We start from the raw sequence: 15,931 nt of genomic DNA on the forward strand, positions 1-15,931 counted from the left end.
AACCAGAATTTCATCCGGTGACACAGTCACCTTGTTCCCTTTACTCACTGCGCCTGCCCTTTGGTTTCATCCCACGCATCACTGTTTGCCACCGGCCCGATACGATCAAACAGACGTTCCCAACGAATGGCCAGCGGCCACTTCCAGACTTCCCACAGACTGGCTTCGCCATTGACGGACAAGAACAGGAACTCGGCACGACCGACAAAATTTTCAAGAGGAACAAAGCCGACATCCGCCCGGCTATCGGCAGAATTGTCGCGGTTGTCACCCATCATGAAATAGTGATCCGCCGGAACGGTAAACAGGCGGGTATCATCAAAACGGTTGTTATCGCCATTTTCGATGATCACGTGCTGCACGCCCCCGGGCAGGGTTTCAACATAGCGCTGAAACCGCAACACGCTGCCATCCGGTTCGCGGGCAACGTAGTCCGCCACACGTTGACGCGGCACTTCCTCGCCGTTGATATAGAGGCGACCGCCCCGCATCTGGACCGTATCCCCCGGCAGGCCGATCACCCGCTTGATATAGTCCTTGCTGGTATCGCGCGGCAGCTTGAACACCGCCACGTCCCCGCGTTGCGGGTCGCTCTGCATCACCCGACCGTCGAACAGCGGCAGCCCGAGCGGCAACGAATAGCGGCTGTAGCCATACGAGGACTTGGAGACGAACAGGTAGTCACCAATCAGCAGAGTCGGAATCATCGAGCCTGAAGGGATATTGAAGGGTTCGAAGGCCAGGGTCCGAATCCCCAAAGCAATGACAACTGCGTAGATGACCACACGGATCATCTCTCCAATGCCACCGTTTTTCTTATGAGACATGAAAAAGCCGCTCTAACAGATTGATAAAAGGTGAAGGTGCGGAAAACCACCTCCGGCAAGGGCTGTTGGATTGAACCCCCACACCGGAACGCTGTCAAGTTACCCGGCAGAAATTTCACCAGGAATTGCCGAACAGATGACATAGGCCTGCGCCAAAGGCCATTCATCACTGAGGCTTAGGTGAATTTGTTCCCGCCATCCGGCAGGAAGCTTTTCCCTGAGCAGAGCCAGGGCCAGCCCGTGCATCCGCAAGGATGGCTGACCACCCTGCAGGCTGATCACCTCGAAATCACAAAACCGCAACCCCTTGGCTATCCCCGTCCCCAATGCCTTTGCCCCTGCTTCCTTGGCTGCAAAGCGCTTGGCAAAAAAACCATAATAAGCCGCCTCGGTCGTACGTTGACGAGCAGCTTCGCATTCCTGTCCGGTGAAGGTTCTTTGAAGAAACCGCTCGCCAAAACGCTCGATGGTTTTCTGTATCCGGCGAATGTCCACCAGATCGCTGCCAATACCCAAGATCATTCGACCATCCGATCGCTCTGTTTTATGCCCCATCGTCCCGATCAGCACATTTTTGACCAAGGAGACATAAATATCACTATTACGAAAATCATCTTTTCCTCCCGCCCAGTTCATCGCGGCGGCCTGTTCTGTGCTCATTCTGCAACAGCCCCTCTGCAATGAGCCGCGGATATGCAAGAAGGGCTGTTCTTATCAGAAAGTTGTGCAATAAGTAGATCAGAAAAGCGTGTCGCGCTGCATCATGCATGCCGACACAGACAGTGCATGATAGACTCTTGCGAAAGGCCTGCACGATGCGTCGTTTTAAATTTGCCATGGCGGCCGGGCTTCTCGCCAGCTTGCCGCTCTCTGCTGCCAACGCTGGCTGGTACGTCGGTGCTGACGGTGGCGTGTCCTTCATTCAGGGCACCGATGCCGGTTCGTCGACCAACGAAACCGATTATGACCTCGGCATGGTTGCCCTGGGTCAGGTCGGCTACAAGGTTGGCGCCTTCGGCTTCGAAGGTGAACTGGGCTGGCGCGGTGCCGATATCGACAAGATCGGCTCGTTCAACAACACCAGCGGTGACATCAACGTTTACAGCGTGATGGGTAACGTTGTGGTTGACGTCGCCAACTTCAACGGCCTGCGTCCGTTCGTCGGCGTCGGTGTTGGTACCGCCTATGTCGATAGCGAAGGCTCGGTCGGCAACAGCCGCCAGTACGAAGGCAACGACTGGACCTTTGCCTACCAGATGTTCGCCGGCGCCGCCTATGACGTCAGCGACAACTGGAGCCTGAAGGGCCAGTACCGCTACTTCGACACCACCGAGTTCAACACCAACACCCGTTCGGGTGGCAAGTACGATCCGGACTTCAAGACCCATGAAGTGCTGGTCGGCTTCACCTACTCGTTCGGCGCTCCGGCTCCGGCTCCGACCCCTGCTCCGGCCCCGACCCCGGCTCCGGCCGCTCCGGCCCCGGCTCCGGTCGCTGCCCCGCCGAGCAACTACATGGTGTTCTTCGACTGGAACCAGTCGACCATCACCCCGGTTGCCCGTGACATTATCGTCAAGGCCGCCTCTGCTGCCAAGGCTGGCAGCAAGGCCCGTATCGACCTGACCGGCCACACCGACCGCTCGGGCACCGATGCCTATAACCTGAAGCTGTCCCTGGCCCGCGCCGAAGCCGTGAAGGCCGAACTGGCCAGCCTGGGCATCCCGGCTGAAATCGTCAACGTCGATGCCAAGGGTGAAAGCAACCCGATGGTCAAGACCGACGACGGCATCCGTGAGCCGCAGAACCGCCGCGTGGAAATCATCATCCCCTGATACGGGGGTGATGGCCTTCGGAAAGGGGAACCTCCCCTTTCCGAAGAGAACGCCAAGCAATAAAAAAACACCCTGCTTTTCGGCAGGGTGTTTTTTTATGCGCAGGAGTTATCAAATCAATGGGGTCCGGGCCTACACGGACACCACAGTACACGACAGTTAAGGAACAAGGTCGTGGAGCGCCGCTCCACACCTCGCTGGGGCCAGTCGGCCCCAGACCCCATTCCTTTGATAGTGAAGGGGTTCGGGGCCACAGGCCCCGAGCAGTCAAGGCAGCAGCCTGCACTTTCCTGTCAACTGTCGTGCCGTGTGATCTGCCGCAGTGATTTTGCGAAAACCGGTTCTCACTTTTCGCTCAAGACTCTAAAACTCCGGCATCCCCTGCAACAGGCGACCACCCAGCCGCACCGGCTGAATCTTGCGGACCAAACCGGTCAGATCATCCGTTTCAACCACACAGCCGCAAACCGTTGCCTCGCCATCGGCCGGAGCCAGACGGTCGGTCGGCATCTTGCGGGTGAAGCGAGCGATAGCCGCCTCTTTCCGCATCCCGATAACAGAATTATAATCACCACACATCCCCAAATCCGTCTGACATGCAGTCCCGCCCGGCAAAATCTGGGCATCAGCCGTGGGAATGTGGGAATGCGTCCCGAACACCAGCGATGCACGACCATCAGCAAAATGAGCCATCGACATTTTTTCGCTGGTTGCTTCGGCATGGACATCAATCACGATGGCATCCACGCCGCCTTTCCCCAAACGATATTTGTTCAGTTCCTGAGCGACAGCGGCAAACGGATCATCGAGCGGGTCCATGAACAACCGCCCCATCACCTGCATCACCAGAACTTTTTTCCCTTGCGGCGCCTGAAAAATCCCGGCCCCCCGTCCGGGCGTACCGCTCGGATAATTCATTGGCCGCAAAATGCGCGGTTCCTTGTCGATGTGGGCGATCATTTCGCGCTGGTCCCATGAATGGTTCCCCAACGTCACCACATCCACGCCCGCTTCAAAAAGATCGGATGCAATTTTGGCCGTCAGGCCAAAGCCATGGGCGGCATTTTCGGCACAGACCACCACAAAATCCAGAGCCAGGTCCTGCCGGAGCCGGGGGACTGCCGCCACCACGGCATCTCGACCGGAACGCCCCACCACATCACCAAGCGCCAGAATTCGCATTATTTATCCAGTCCCTGACAGGTCCATACCCGACCGGGTACGGCTTTCACAAAGAAAGCGATGATACAGCCGGGGAGTACAGGGGCAAGGAAAAGTTGACAGCAGGACACTGATAAACAAGCGTTTGCGCTCACGGCGGCAAATCAAAAGGTTAGATCAGTGTGCCTGCGTCAGATCACAGTACACGACAGCTGGTGCTATTCGCCCGAACCCGTTTGGCGGCGATGCCCCCAAACCCCCATTTTTCTTTAAAAATCAAGTCAATGGGGTCTGGGGCCTAAAGGCCCCAGCGAGGTGTGGAGCAGCGCTCCATGATCCTGTTTTCTGTTTGTCGTGTACTGTGGCATCAGATTCAACCCACGCTGGTCTAGGCGGCCCCGTTACTCCAGAGCAATCCGCGCTCAGTCAAAATGGCATCGAGAGGCTGATCATGCGGCAAACGCGGGACATGGGGCACCTGCTGACAGGCATAGGCCACGCCGATCGCCACCACAGACATCCCGCCCGCGCGATAGGCATCCAGCGTGCGGTCATAAAAACCACCACCATACCCCAGCCGGAATCCGGCTGGATCAAAAGCCAACAGCGGGATCAGCAGGACGGTCGGCCACACCCCCATTCCAACCGGGTGGTGGGTACCATAAAGACCGTCTTCCAGCGGCTCGCCAGCACGCCAGCGACGGAACTCCAGCGCCATCCCCTTCGCGATGACCACCGGCAAAGCGGTGGCAATTCTCCGCTCGGCCAGATCGGCCATCAAGGGCAGGATGTTGGCCTCACTGCGGATCGGCATATAGCCCGCCACCAGCGCTGCATCAGACATCCCACGGGCATAGGCGGAAAACGCCACGCGCAACCCATCGGCTGCGGCATTCCGTTCGGCAGCCGACACGGCCAAACGCTGCGCCGACATTGCCGCGCGCAAGGCTTTTTTCTCGTTTTCGATCAGGGAAGGGTCGGACAGCGGGATGATCCCCAAAGTCACAAAAGAAGCGGCGAGCCACCGTGGCCGTTGACGTCGCGTTACCTCCAATGGGCCGCGAGCACAAGGTGGGGACCATATACCAGGACCTGGATCCTGACAGAGACAGCCCCCTATCTTTATTTATAGCCCCGGGAGTAGTGCAGTCTGACGCACCCGGCAGCATCGCCTGCCATCATGTTTAAGCTGTTACCAACGACTCTGCAACACTTTCAACACGCTCAGCCAAAGATTCAATGGCAACCGCGATTGCTTCCTGTGTCCGCTCACGCACAACCTCGTCATCGCGCTTCTGTTCCAGCCGCTGACAAGCCGTTTCCAGGGTCGTTTTCATCTCGGCAACCCGCGCTTCTGCGGCCTGCACGGCAGCCTTGGCTTCGTCCAGCTCGGCCCGTGCGGCCTCGGCTTCGGACTTGCTGGTTTGCAGTTCGGCCCGCACCCCCTCAAGCTCGGACTGAACCTTTTCCATTTCGTGCTGGGCAATGGTTGCGCCCTGCAGAACGGCCAGTTCGCCGACGGTTTCCGCCAGCTCGGCCTTGAGGCCATCAATCTGCGTCTGCTGTTCGACCAGTCGGGCGGACTGCTCTTCGGTTGCCTGCTCGGCCGCCAAAGCGCGTCCTTCGGCTTGCTCCAGAGCCGAGACCAGTTCGTCCCGCTCGGACTGCAAGGCTCCAAACCGCTGCTCGACTTCAATATCCAGAGCGTCAATCGCCGAGGCATGATCGGCCTTCAGTTGCTTGACCTCGGCCTGCAGGCGAGTAATCGTGTCCTTGGCTTCGGTCGCACTGTTGCGGGCCTCGAACATCTCGTCGATGATCATCAGGCCGGTCAGGGTCAGCAGCAGCCCTTCGGACACAGCTCCCGTTGCCTTGGACAGCATCAGGGCGCGGCGGTCAAGTTCCCGCCCCAGCGATTGCGCCTGAGTTTCCTGACCATCTTCGCAGGCAACCTGATAGTTGCGACCCGCAATCGTAAGAGTAACCTGAGCCATGAACGATTAGGACTCCAGAACGGCGCGCAGGCGACCGATGGCGGCATCAATGCGCCCGGATGCCTGCTGGCTGGTCAGCTGCAAGCTTTCATAGTTGCTGCGCATGGCAGCCAGCTCGGCACTGAGGTGGGCAATGGCAGCGGCATCGGCGGCATCTTCAGCCGACGCGCTGATACGATCCTGACCGACCGCTTCCAGTCGGCTGACGGCTTTTCCCAGTCGCTGCAGGGCTTGTTCGATGCGTGTCACGGCAAAAAAATCCTGTTTTCAATGCTCTAGGAGCGAGCCTTTTTAGGCCACATCAGGATAGGGCCGAGCAGGGAAATGGTCAACCATTTTGCATCCCCTTTCCGGTCGCTCATGCTATGGTATAGGCATGATGAATGAGCCACTTTTCTTTCGCATTACATCGTATACCGATGCAATCGCGGCCTTTGCCGCTGCGTCCGGGCAGGACAGACCCCTTGCCCTGATCAGCCCGCAAACGGTTCTGTACGCACAAGGTGCCGCATGGTTCCTCAGTCTGTGCCATCAGGCTGCGACACACTTTCCACAGGTTCCCTGCACGATGATTGTTGATTGTGCCGATGCGGCGGGCTATGCCCTTGCTGCACTCGATGCCGGAGCCCCTGCCCTTGCATTGAACGCGATGCCTGCCCCGGCACGTCAGCGCCTGCAGGACATCGCGCGCCAGATGGGCCGCACCGTATACACCGATCCGCTCCCCCTCTGATCCCTTTGCACAAAGCGAGCTTTTCTGATGGCCAAGCCGAAATCCAGAAACAACAAGAAAAAGAAGTCATCCCACGACAATGTCCAGGATGGACCGGCCCAGTGCCGCCTGTACCTGATCACTCCGCCGTCAATTGCCGATCTGGACGACTTTGCCCGGACGCTCGCCGAGACCCTTGAGGCTGGTGATGTTGCCGCCTTGCAGATCCGCCTGAAAGACGTGGAGGATGATGTCATCCGCGCCGTCACCACCCGCCTGTTGCCCATTGCGCAGGACCGTGGCGTTGCGGTGCTGATGAACGACCGCCCCGATCTGGCGCAGGAACTGGGATGCGACGGGGTGCACGTCGGCCAGGAAGACACCCCTTATGACGAAGCCCGCGCCCTTGTCGGCCCGGATGCCATCGTTGGCATCACCTGCCATGACAGCCGTCATCTGGGGATGGTGGCCGCTGAGCAGGGCGCCGATTATGTGGCCTTTGGGGCATTTTTCCCGACCACCACCAAGGAAGCCCCGACCCAGGCAGACGTCGAGTTGTTGACCTGGTGGCAGGAAATGATGACCACTCCGTGCGTGGCCATTGGCGGCATCACCCCGGATAACGCCGAACCGCTGATCGCTGCTGGCGCAGATTTTCTGGCAGTTTCCTCGGGCGTGTGGGCCCATCCGCAAGGCCCGGCCGAAGCGGTGCGCCAGTTCAGCGCCCTGATCGACAAATACCTGTAACAGGCTGATTTATCAGAGAAGAGGCCGGTGCAGAAATATTGCACCGGCCTTTTTTTTGTTATCGATTAGAGCATTTTCAAGTTGACCGTCTCCGGTCAGCGGCTCGGAAAATGCGGCACTAAAAACGGAGAGCGTTTTCGCTCAGTGTGAAAACGCTCTAACCGTGGCAACCTCGGCCCACAAGACGTCTTCCAGCCGCTCGGCCCCCAGCAGGACCATCACCAGCCGGTCAATCCCCAGCGCGATCCCGGCACACTCCGGCAAGCCCAGTTCCAACGCGGCAAGAAACTCTTCGTCAATCGGATAGCGGAAGCCATACAGACGCTCTTTCAGCACCATGTCATGCTCGAAACGGCGGCGCTGCTCGGCGGCATCGGTCAGCTCGCCAAAGGCATTGGCCAGCTCGACACCCTTCCAGTAGACCTCGAACCGCTCGCAAACGCGCGGATCATCGACCTTGCGACGCGACAACGCCGCCATCGACGCTGGCCAGTCGTACAGGATCACCGGCCCGTCTTCGCCAAGGCGCGGCTCGATACGGTCAAGGGAGATGTGAAAAAAGGCATCGTCCCAGCTATCGTTCTCACCGACATAAACGCCGATGCGCCGCGCCTCGGCCTTCAGCGCCGCCGGATCGGGGGACGGATTGGCCGGATCATCGACCGTCGCCAGAATATCGATTCCGGCATATACCTGAAATGCTTCGGCAATGGTCATCCGCGTACAAGGCGGTACCGGACAGCCGGCCGCCTGCGCGGTGGCAGCAATCAGTCCTTCGACATCCTCCATCAGGTCCAGATAACTGGCCCCCCGGCGATACCATTCCAACATGGCAAATTCCGGGTGATGGGTCGTCGAGCGTTCGTTGTTGCGAAAGACCCGCGCAATCTGGAAAATGCGCGGCAGGCCACCGACCAGCAGCTTTTTCATCGCAAATTCAGGACTGGTGTGCAGGTACAGGCGCCGTTTTTCACCATACGGATCAACGAGATCCGTCCCGAATGCCTGCAAGTGCGGCTCGAGCCCCGGTGAGACCTGTAAACAGGGAGTCTCGACCTCTAGGAACTCCTGATCGGTGAAAAACCGGCGCACCGCTGCCACAATGCGGGCGCGGGCTTCCAGGGCGGGACGGCGGCGGGCAACCTGATCCGGGTGCCACCACGGCAAGGACGACGGGGTTTTGCTGTTGCTCATCATGTCAAAAGCTCTACACCGCGCAGAACATCTTGCCAAGCCGCGCCGTTCGTGTTGCCTTTGGTGGTTCAACCTGATAAGAACCGCCCCCAAGCCTGTTCTGCGGGCATACCTGTTCCACCAAACGTAAAGAAGAAGTTCGCGCCATGAAGATTCAGGCCAACAACATTCGCCCCGGCATGGTCATCGAAAACGAAGGCCGCAGCTGGACGGTCATCAAGACCCAGATCGTGCAGCCGGGCAAGGGCGGCGCCTTCATTCAGGTCGAAATGCGTGACGTCGAATCCGGCACCAAGACCCAGAGCCGCTGGCGCACCGCCGACACCGTCGAAAAGCTGGATGTGCGTCAGATCGACTGCACCTATCTGTTCGAAGACGAGTCCGGCTACAACTTCATGGACAAGGAAACCTTCGACCAGTTCTTCATGCCGGTTGACGCCGTTGGCGAAAAGGGCGGCTATCTGCAGGACGGCATGGAAGTGGTGATCGACACCATCGAAGGCAAGCCGGTTTCCGTGCAGTTGCCGCAGACCGTCGTCGTCGAAGTGATCCAGGCCGACCCGGTGGTCAAGGGCCAGACCGCGTCGTCGTCCTACAAGCCGGGCATGCTGGCCAATGGCATGCGCATCATGATTCCGCCGCACATCGAAGCCCCGATCAAGATCGTTGTGAACACCGAAAGCGGTGAATACGTCGAACGTTTCAAGGGTTAAAGTTAGGATTTCCCCGTTCTATGGCTCTTTTGCGTTCTCCCGTTCTGAATGTGATGGTCAAGGCTGCCGAAAAGGCGGCCAAGGGCCTCGTGCGCGACTTCGGCGAGCTGGAGCAGCTGCAGGTTTCCGTCAAGGGTGTGGGCGACTTCGTCTCCGCCGCCGACCTGCGTTCAGAGAAAATCATTCGCCACGAGCTTGAAAAGGCTCGCCCGGGCTATGGCTTCCTGATGGAAGAAAGCGGCTACACCGAAGGAACCGACGGCGTTCATCGCTGGATTGTCGATCCTCTGGATGGCACCACCAACTTCCTGCACGGGATTCCGCACTTTGCGATTTCGATCGCTCTGGAGCGGGAGGGCGAAATTATCGCCGGCCTGATCTACAACCCGGTCACCGATGACCGCTTCTATGCCGAAAAAGGCACCGGAGCGTTCTTCAATGACCGCCGCATGCGCGTTTCGGCCCGCCGCAAGATGGAAGAGTCCGTCATTGCCACCGGTATCCCGCACAGGGGCCGTGGCGATCACATGGCCTACATCAAGCAGTTGGCCAAAGTGATGAGCACCACTGCCGGTATCCGTCGCAATGGCGCAGCCTCGCTGGATCTGGCGTGGACCGCCGCCGGACGCGTTGATGGTTTCTGGGAAGAAGGTCTGGCCCCGTGGGATGTGGCCGCCGGCGTGCTGATGGTGCGCGAAGCCGGTGGGTACGTCAGCGGGCTGGACAGCCGCGACCCGGTGATCAGTGGCAACATCCTTGCCTCGAACGAGCCGCTGCATTACGCCCTGCTGAAACTGCTGCAAACCCAGCAGAAGCCCGCAGGTGATACCGCCGCCGCTGACAAGCAAGGCTGATCCGGGGCCTGAAGCAGTGAGCGCAAAAGTGGGAACCGGTTTTGCGCGCCATCACTGCGGCAATATAAAGAGCCAGACCAGTGTGCGTCAGATTTAACGCACACTGGTCTGGACACGGCACTCCCTGTAACGAACAGCGCGGCAACGGGCCTGAAAGCCGGTTGCCGCGCTTTCGTTGCATGGTATAGTGTGCCCCGTCCGCACCGGGATATCGACTTTGCCCGTTGAATATTCTGCCAAATACGACACAGCCGTATCCGCATGGGAGAACCGATACCGTGCTCACCGATCCCGCCGCCAAACAGCGTTCCAGCCACGCCCGCACGCGGCGTCTTGGCGTTGCAACTGCGGTCCTGCTGGCCTGTAGTCCGTTGACGGCACACGCGCAATATGTCGCCTCTTCGACATCCAGTGTGCAGGTGGACACATCGGTTCTGGAAACCCTCGGTGCCCCGCAAACCATCGCTGACCTGATGCTGCCGATGGCGTCCCGCCCGACCTCGCAGCGCCCGGGAGCGCCGTTGTCCTCAACCGGGGCCCCACCCCGGCAGGGCTTGCTGCCCGATCCCCGTCGTGCTCCGCAAAGCGAATTGCTGGTCTCACCGGGCAAGTCCCACACCACCGTTGCCCAGACTCACAAGCCGCACAAGCCATCGGTGGCAGTCACCATTCCGGCCCCGCCACCCCAGCAGGCCAGCTACACACCGCCAGCCGACGTTCCAGCCACGGCCGATGCCGGGCAGGCCGAAGCCACCGCACAGGCACGCGCCATTGCCGCCGCCAAACAGGAACTTGCCGAGCGCGACCGCATCGCCAAAGCGGATCAGATCGCCGCCCAGCGAACCGCCGAGGCTCAGGAACAACATCTCAAGGAACAGCAGGCCAAGGAACAGGCTGCCAAAGAACAGCTAGCTCGTGAGGCGGAGCTGAAAGCCGCCGCCGACGCGGAAGCAGAAGCGCAAGCCAAGGCCGCACAGGAGCAAGCCGCGGCACAGGCTGAAGCCAGCCGGAAGGCGGAAGAGCAAGCTGCCGAACAGGCCCGTCAAGCACAGCAGGCCGCCAAGGCCCGCGCTGATGCCGAAGCCCGCGAAGCCCAAGCCCAGGCTGAAGCTGAAGCCAGTCGGCGCGCTGCCGAGCAGGCCGCTGCCGAACAAGCCGCCCGCAAGGCACAAAGCGCCAGGGAAACGGCGGTTGCCGCCCTGCCCTCAGCCCCGATCGTCCCCAGCCTTCCGAGCGCCGCCCCGGCCAAGGCCAGCAGTACTCCGGCCCCGGCCTACAGCAGTGGTGAAAACCTGACCATTCCTTTTGCCTCCAATGCGGCCGACATTCCTGCCCAATCCGGCTCGGCGCTGGAAAGCATCGTCCAGAAGTTGAACAGCAACCCGGAACTGAGTGCCCGCATTCAAGCCTATGCTGCGGGTGATGACTCCAGCGTTTCAAAAGCGCGCCGCCTGTCGCTGTCCCGCGCTCTGGCGATCCGCTCGTATCTGCTGGATCGGGGCATCGCCCCCACCCGGATCGAGGTCCGCGCCCTTGGCACCCCCACCAGGGGGAACCCGGACCGGGTTGATGTCGAGATGGTCAAATCCTAGAGCAGTGAGCGCAGAAGTGGGAACCGGTTTTGCGCGCTATCACTGCGACAGATCAAAAGGTCAGACCAGCGTGCCCGCGTCATATTTAACCCACGCTGGTCTAAATCGGTGCCCAGACAGGTTAACCCGGTCATCGCTTACCTGACACAACAAGGGAGACTGCCCGCATGACCCGTCCCCATCGTTTCATGGTCCGCATGACCATCTTTCTGGCGACGGTCGCAGCCATTGCCGCAGCCCTCGCACACGGCGTTCTCCCGGCGTTTCTGGCGAACCCGGCCCTGAATGGCCTGATTTTCGGCGTCCTGTTTATCGGTATCACCCTGAACTTCCGCAACGTTCTGCGGCTGAACCCGGAAGTAAAATGGATCGAAGGCTTCCGCCGGGATGAAACGGCTGCGGTCAGCAGCACCATGTCGGTGCCTCCGCCCCGCCTGCTCGCGCCAATGGCCACCATGCTGAATGAGCACAAAGGCCGTTCGCGGTTTTCCATTTCAGCCCCGGCGATGCGCTCGCTGCTCGACGGGATCGGGTCCCGCCTTGAAGAAGAACGCGACCTCGCCCGCTACTTCATTGGCCTGTCGATCTTCCTCGGCCTGCTGGGAACGTTCTGGGGGTTGATGCAGACCGTCGGCACCATTTCCGATGTCATCAACTCGCTGGAAGTATCGGGACAACAGGAAATGGCCGCCATGTTCTCCCAGCTCAAGCAGGGCCTTGGTGGTCCGCTGCACGGCATGGGAACGGCGTTTTCCTCTTCCATGTTCGGGTTAACCGGCTCGCTGATCCTTGGCTTTCTCGATTTGCAGGCCGGGCAGGCGCAGAATGCCTTTTACAATGATCTGGAAGAATGGCTGTCCGGCGTCACCAAGCTGACCTCTGGCGGCGGCGACGGCGGTGGCGATCAGTCGGTACCGGTGTACATTCAGGCATTGCTGGAGCAGACAGCCGAAAGCATTGACGAACTTCAGCGCAGCATTGCGCGCGGCGAAGACAACCGTTCCGCCGGGCTGGCCTATCAGCGCGACCTGATTGACCGCCTGACCACCCTGACCGACCAGATGCGCGCCGAACAGCAGGTGTTGCTGAAAATGGCGGAAAGCCAGGTCGAGATGAAGGGTCTGCTAAGCAGACTGACTGAGGCTATCACCTCGATGAAGACCCCGACCGCCGGGGGAATGGACGATGCAACGCGAAGCCACATCCGCAACATGGATGTGTCCCTCAACCGGCTGGTTGATGATACCAACCGGGGCCGGGATGATGCGGTCAAGGATATCCGCTCGGAAATCAAGCTGCTGGCTCGCACGCTGGCTGCCATTGCCGATGATAATCGCCGCTGATCCCTTCCCTTTCACCTCAAAGGAGACTTCGCCATGCCGATGCGCCGTCGCCGCCAGCATAGCGTCGATATCTGGCCCGGCTTTGTCGATGCCTTGGGAAATCTGCTGATTATCCTGATCTTCGTCCTGATGGTGTTTGTTGTGGCTCAGTTTTTCCTGGGCCAAACCCTGTCGGGACGAGAAGAAGCCCTGGCCCGCGTCACCCGGCAAATCACCGAGATGACCGACCTGTTGAACATGGAAAAATCCGCCAATGCCGATCTGCGGACCAGTGTCTCCCGCCTGTCTTCGCAACTGGCCAGCGCCAACGCCCGCATTGAAGAACTGAGTGAAAACGAGCGCAGGAACGCCGAAGCCGGCCAGCGGCTGAACGATGACATTGCTGCCTTGCGGGCGCTGAAAGACAAGCTGGAACGGGAAATCACCGAAAAGGACCGCCAGCTTGCCGACCAAAGTGGTCGCCTGAATGAACAGACCCAGATTTCCGAGCAGGAACGGGCGCAAGCAGCCTTGCTGCGGGAACAACTGGCAGCGTTACAGCAGGAAATGGCCCGACTGGGTGATGCTCTGGATGCCGCAGAAAAGACCAATAAAGAGCAGCAGGTGCAAATCTCTGATCTTGGGCGGCAACTGAACCGGGCGCTGGCCACCAAGGTGGCAGAGCTGCAAAAGTACCGCTCTGAATTCTTTGGCCGCCTGCGTGGCCTGCTGGGGGATCGCAGCGATATTCGCATCGAAGGTGACCGCTTTGTCTTTCAGTCCGAAGTGCTGTTTGATACCGGCTCGGCCGAACTGAACCCCGAAGGGCAAAAACAGATTGCGGCTCTGGCCAGCACCCTCACCCAGCTGGCCAAGGAAATCCCCCCGGATATTGACTGGATTCTGCGCGTTGACGGGCATACCGACCGCCGTCCGATCAATACCGCCCTGTTCCGCTCCAATTGGGATTTGTCGGCTGCCCGTGCGATTTCGGTGGTCAATTTCCTGTCGGCCCACGGCATCCCCCCACAGCGCCTTGCCGCAGCCGGATTTGGCGAATATCAGCCACTGGCAGCAGGCAACGACGAACCTTCGATGCGCAAAAATCGCCGGATCGAGCTGAAACTGGATCAAAGATAGCCTTTACCTCCGTAAAACTGTAACTCGACCCTTGCGTTAGGGTCGGCTCTGGGATATACGAACCGCTCGTTTCTGGAGAGCAGGCCATGAAAAAAGACATCCATCCTGAATACCATGAGATCACCGTCACCATGACTGACGGTACCGAGTTCAAGACCCGTTCGACCCTGAAGGGCGAAACCCTGCGTCTGGACATCGACCCGAAGTCGCATCCGGCTTGGACCGGTCAGCACCGCCTGATTGACACTGGCGGCCAGATCGCCAAGTTCAACAAGCGTTTTGCTGCTTTCGGCCTGAAGTAAGACCCAGGCCGATTCAGGGACATGTGACCTGCGTCGGCCCGTCTTGATGATGCCAAAGACTTGAAAGCCTTGCGCCCGATCCTGACAGGTCGGGCGCAAGGCTTTTTCGCCTGCCCTCGCACTGCGGATCGTATCAGGATGGCCCCTGTCCAGGCGTCGAGCTTGCCAAAACATGGCCGAAAGGCGCTTTTCTGCCAGACCTGCGAAACCTTTCTGCTATGATGGGCGACAGGTGCCATTGCTGTTCTGACGATAAACATCGTATAGTCCATAAGAACCAGTCCATAGCATGAAAGGTGGGCACTGTTTTTTCAGAAAAGACGATTTCAGGGCACCTGTCTGGCTCGTGCTGAGCCGGGTGACTTTCATTCTGTAGCCCCCTGTGTGCGCAGCCCTTACCATTTAGCAGGAACACGGACGTATGCCGGCTATCGTTCACTATGAAGTCTATTCGTATGATGTCCGCGGCTGGACGCTGGAAACGCGCTACCCCAGCACCGAGCGTGAAACCGCCATCAACGAGGCAAAAGTCCTGGAGATGACCCTGAGCCGTCCGGTGAAGGTCATCCGCGAGACCTATTACACGGAAAGCAATCTCAGCGAAGAGACGGTTACTTTTGTCGGGCGGATCAAGCCTCAGGCTCAGGCACCACGGCGCTCGAAGGTGGGCGGATATGCCGGCGGTCCGATTGGCGGCAGCAGTGCAGGCACAGCAGGGGCACCTCCGTTCCTGACGCCTGCCCAGAAAGCCAAGCAGACCGCCGACTTCATGTTCCGCGTGCTGGTGGTCATGATTGGGTCGCTGACTGTTTCCGTGCTGGGAACCGCAGTGGCATCGATGCTGATCAATCGCTATTCGATGGTTGGCGTCTCGCTGCTGCCATCCAGCAACTCTCTGGTCCTGTTCCTGATCTTCCTCAGCCTGTTCCTGATTACCGCCGTGCCGCTGGTCATGCTGTACGTGCCGCTGGATGTCCTGCTCGGCCCCAAAAAGGGCAAACGGGCGGGATCCAGCACGTTCTCGATGCCGCTGGATCTCGACAAGGAACCAACGCCAACCGAGGACGGCAACACCACACCCTATCCCCGTCTCAGCAACCCGACCGATGTTGTCGATGCCGTCATTGCATCCCAGAATGACGATGACAGCAACAACCGCATGTCTGCCACCCTCCATCAGGAGAAAGAAGCCGAAGCGGCAAAGCAGCAGGCCGCTGCCGCCCAGCAGATCGAGGCCGAAAAAGCCCGACGTGCCGAAGAAGAGCGGCAGCGCATCGAAGCATCGACCAAAGAGCAGCAGGAGCGGGATGCGGTCATCGCCAACCTTACGGCCAGCCTTGCCACAGGGGATGACACTGCGACAGCTCCTGCGCAAGCAACGGCGGCCTTTGATGACTTTGAGCCCTTTGACCCGAACAGGATGAAAGCCCCCCTGCCCGGTGAACCCGGCTGGGATGAATGGGTTGCCACGCAGGAAGGACTGGACGACGATGCAGGGGCACTCCAGCCCCAAGAAGTCCTCGGTCATCCCGGACAATGAG

17 protein-coding genes and 1 other RNA gene are annotated in these 15,931 nt (G+C 59.5%); 10 read left to right on the plus strand and 8 right to left on the minus strand.

The features are described from left to right. Positions 1-44: 44 nt before the first annotated feature. Together lepB and acpS are read right to left on the minus strand one after the other, a co-directional pair. The gene (lepB, locus tag BW995_RS03610) at positions 45-827 is read right to left on the minus strand and encodes a signal peptidase I (RefSeq protein WP_076398778.1); all 783 of its coding nucleotides are present in this window, start codon (positions 825-827) and stop codon (positions 45-47) included. 99 nt (positions 828-926) lie between these two features. Continuing rightward, on the minus strand, positions 927-1,487 hold the full coding sequence (gene acpS, locus BW995_RS03615) for a holo-ACP synthase (protein WP_456152093.1): 561 nt from the start codon (positions 1,485-1,487) through the stop codon (positions 927-929). Positions 1,488-1,642: 155 nt separating this feature from the next. Here acpS and BW995_RS03620 point away from each other — a divergent pair, with 155 nt between their 5' ends. Then, positions 1,643-2,659 carry an OmpA family protein gene (locus BW995_RS03620; protein ID WP_076398780.1) on the plus strand — a complete coding sequence of 339 codons (1,017 nt, stop codon included), beginning with the start codon at positions 1,643-1,645 and terminating at the stop codon, positions 2,657-2,659. Positions 2,660-3,022: 363 nt separating this feature from the next. Here BW995_RS03620 and BW995_RS03625 read toward each other — a convergent pair whose 3' ends face one another. From BW995_RS03625 to BW995_RS03640, 5 genes are all read right to left on the minus strand, one after another. Then, positions 3,023-3,841: a TIGR00282 family metallophosphoesterase gene (locus tag BW995_RS03625; RefSeq protein ID WP_076398781.1), complete on the minus strand. Its 819-nt coding sequence runs from the start codon at positions 3,839-3,841 to the stop codon at positions 3,023-3,025. Positions 3,842-4,208: 367 nt separating this feature from the next. Then, on the minus strand, positions 4,209-4,826 hold the full coding sequence (locus BW995_RS03630) for a 5-formyltetrahydrofolate cyclo-ligase (RefSeq protein WP_245821242.1): 618 nt from the start codon (positions 4,824-4,826) through the stop codon (positions 4,209-4,211). Between the two features lie 9 nt (positions 4,827-4,835). Next, positions 4,836-4,992, minus strand: a non-coding RNA gene (gene ssrS, locus BW995_RS21400) — 6S RNA. 12 nt (positions 4,993-5,004) lie between these two features. Further along, positions 5,005-5,814: a cell division protein ZapA gene (gene zapA / locus BW995_RS03635; protein WP_076398782.1), complete on the minus strand. Its 810-nt coding sequence runs from the start codon at positions 5,812-5,814 to the stop codon at positions 5,005-5,007. 6 nt (positions 5,815-5,820) lie between these two features. Continuing rightward, the gene (locus tag BW995_RS03640; protein WP_076398783.1) at positions 5,821-6,063 is read right to left on the minus strand and encodes a DUF4164 family protein; all 243 of its coding nucleotides are present in this window, start codon (positions 6,061-6,063) and stop codon (positions 5,821-5,823) included. Between the two features lie 130 nt (positions 6,064-6,193). On the opposite strand from BW995_RS03640, the gene BW995_RS03645 reads away from it, so the two are divergent. Then, positions 6,194-6,547 carry a hypothetical protein gene (locus tag BW995_RS03645; RefSeq protein ID WP_139332737.1) on the plus strand — a complete coding sequence of 118 codons (354 nt, stop codon included), beginning with the start codon at positions 6,194-6,196 and terminating at the stop codon, positions 6,545-6,547. Between the two features lie 27 nt (positions 6,548-6,574). Beyond that, positions 6,575-7,273, plus strand: coding sequence for a thiamine phosphate synthase (gene thiE, locus BW995_RS03650; protein WP_084194541.1), 699 nt, complete (start codon positions 6,575-6,577; stop codon positions 7,271-7,273). A gap of 141 nt (positions 7,274-7,414) precedes the next feature. Here the strand turns inward: thiE and epmA are convergent, their stop codons facing one another. Then, positions 7,415-8,467 (minus strand): EF-P lysine aminoacylase EpmA, encoded by a 1,053-nt coding sequence (epmA, locus tag BW995_RS03655; protein WP_076398785.1) that lies wholly within the window; start codon positions 8,465-8,467, stop codon positions 7,415-7,417. 146 nt (positions 8,468-8,613) lie between these two features. On the opposite strand from epmA, the gene efp reads away from it, so the two are divergent. From efp to BW995_RS03690, 7 genes are all read left to right on the plus strand, one after another. Continuing rightward, positions 8,614-9,180 (plus strand): elongation factor P, encoded by a 567-nt coding sequence (gene efp / locus BW995_RS03660; RefSeq protein WP_076398786.1) that lies wholly within the window; start codon positions 8,614-8,616, stop codon positions 9,178-9,180. Between the two features lie 20 nt (positions 9,181-9,200). After that, positions 9,201-10,034 carry an inositol monophosphatase family protein gene (locus tag BW995_RS03665; protein WP_076398787.1) on the plus strand — a complete coding sequence of 278 codons (834 nt, stop codon included), beginning with the start codon at positions 9,201-9,203 and terminating at the stop codon, positions 10,032-10,034. Between the two features lie 278 nt (positions 10,035-10,312). Next, entirely contained in the window at positions 10,313-11,626 is a 1,314-nt protein-coding gene (locus BW995_RS03670) for an OmpA family protein (RefSeq protein WP_076398788.1), read from the plus strand. Between the two features lie 167 nt (positions 11,627-11,793). After that, positions 11,794-12,969: a flagellar motor protein MotA gene (locus BW995_RS03675; protein WP_076398789.1), complete on the plus strand. Its 1,176-nt coding sequence runs from the start codon at positions 11,794-11,796 to the stop codon at positions 12,967-12,969. A 33-nt stretch (positions 12,970-13,002) separates the two neighbouring features. Next, on the plus strand, positions 13,003-14,088 hold the full coding sequence (locus tag BW995_RS03680) for a peptidoglycan -binding protein (RefSeq protein WP_076398790.1): 1,086 nt from the start codon (positions 13,003-13,005) through the stop codon (positions 14,086-14,088). Between the two features lie 86 nt (positions 14,089-14,174). Continuing rightward, positions 14,175-14,390 (plus strand): 50S ribosomal protein L31, encoded by a 216-nt coding sequence (gene rpmE / locus BW995_RS03685; protein WP_076398791.1) that lies wholly within the window; start codon positions 14,175-14,177, stop codon positions 14,388-14,390. Between the two features lie 421 nt (positions 14,391-14,811). Then, complete coding sequence (locus BW995_RS03690; RefSeq protein ID WP_076398792.1) at positions 14,812-15,930, plus strand: hypothetical protein; 1,119 nt, start codon at positions 14,812-14,814, stop codon at positions 15,928-15,930. The last annotated feature ends 1 nt before the right edge of the window (position 15,931 follow it).

The organism is Insolitispirillum peregrinum (assembly GCF_900156605.1).
Lineage (GTDB): Bacteria > Pseudomonadota > Alphaproteobacteria > Rhodospirillales > Rhodospirillaceae > Insolitispirillum > Insolitispirillum peregrinum.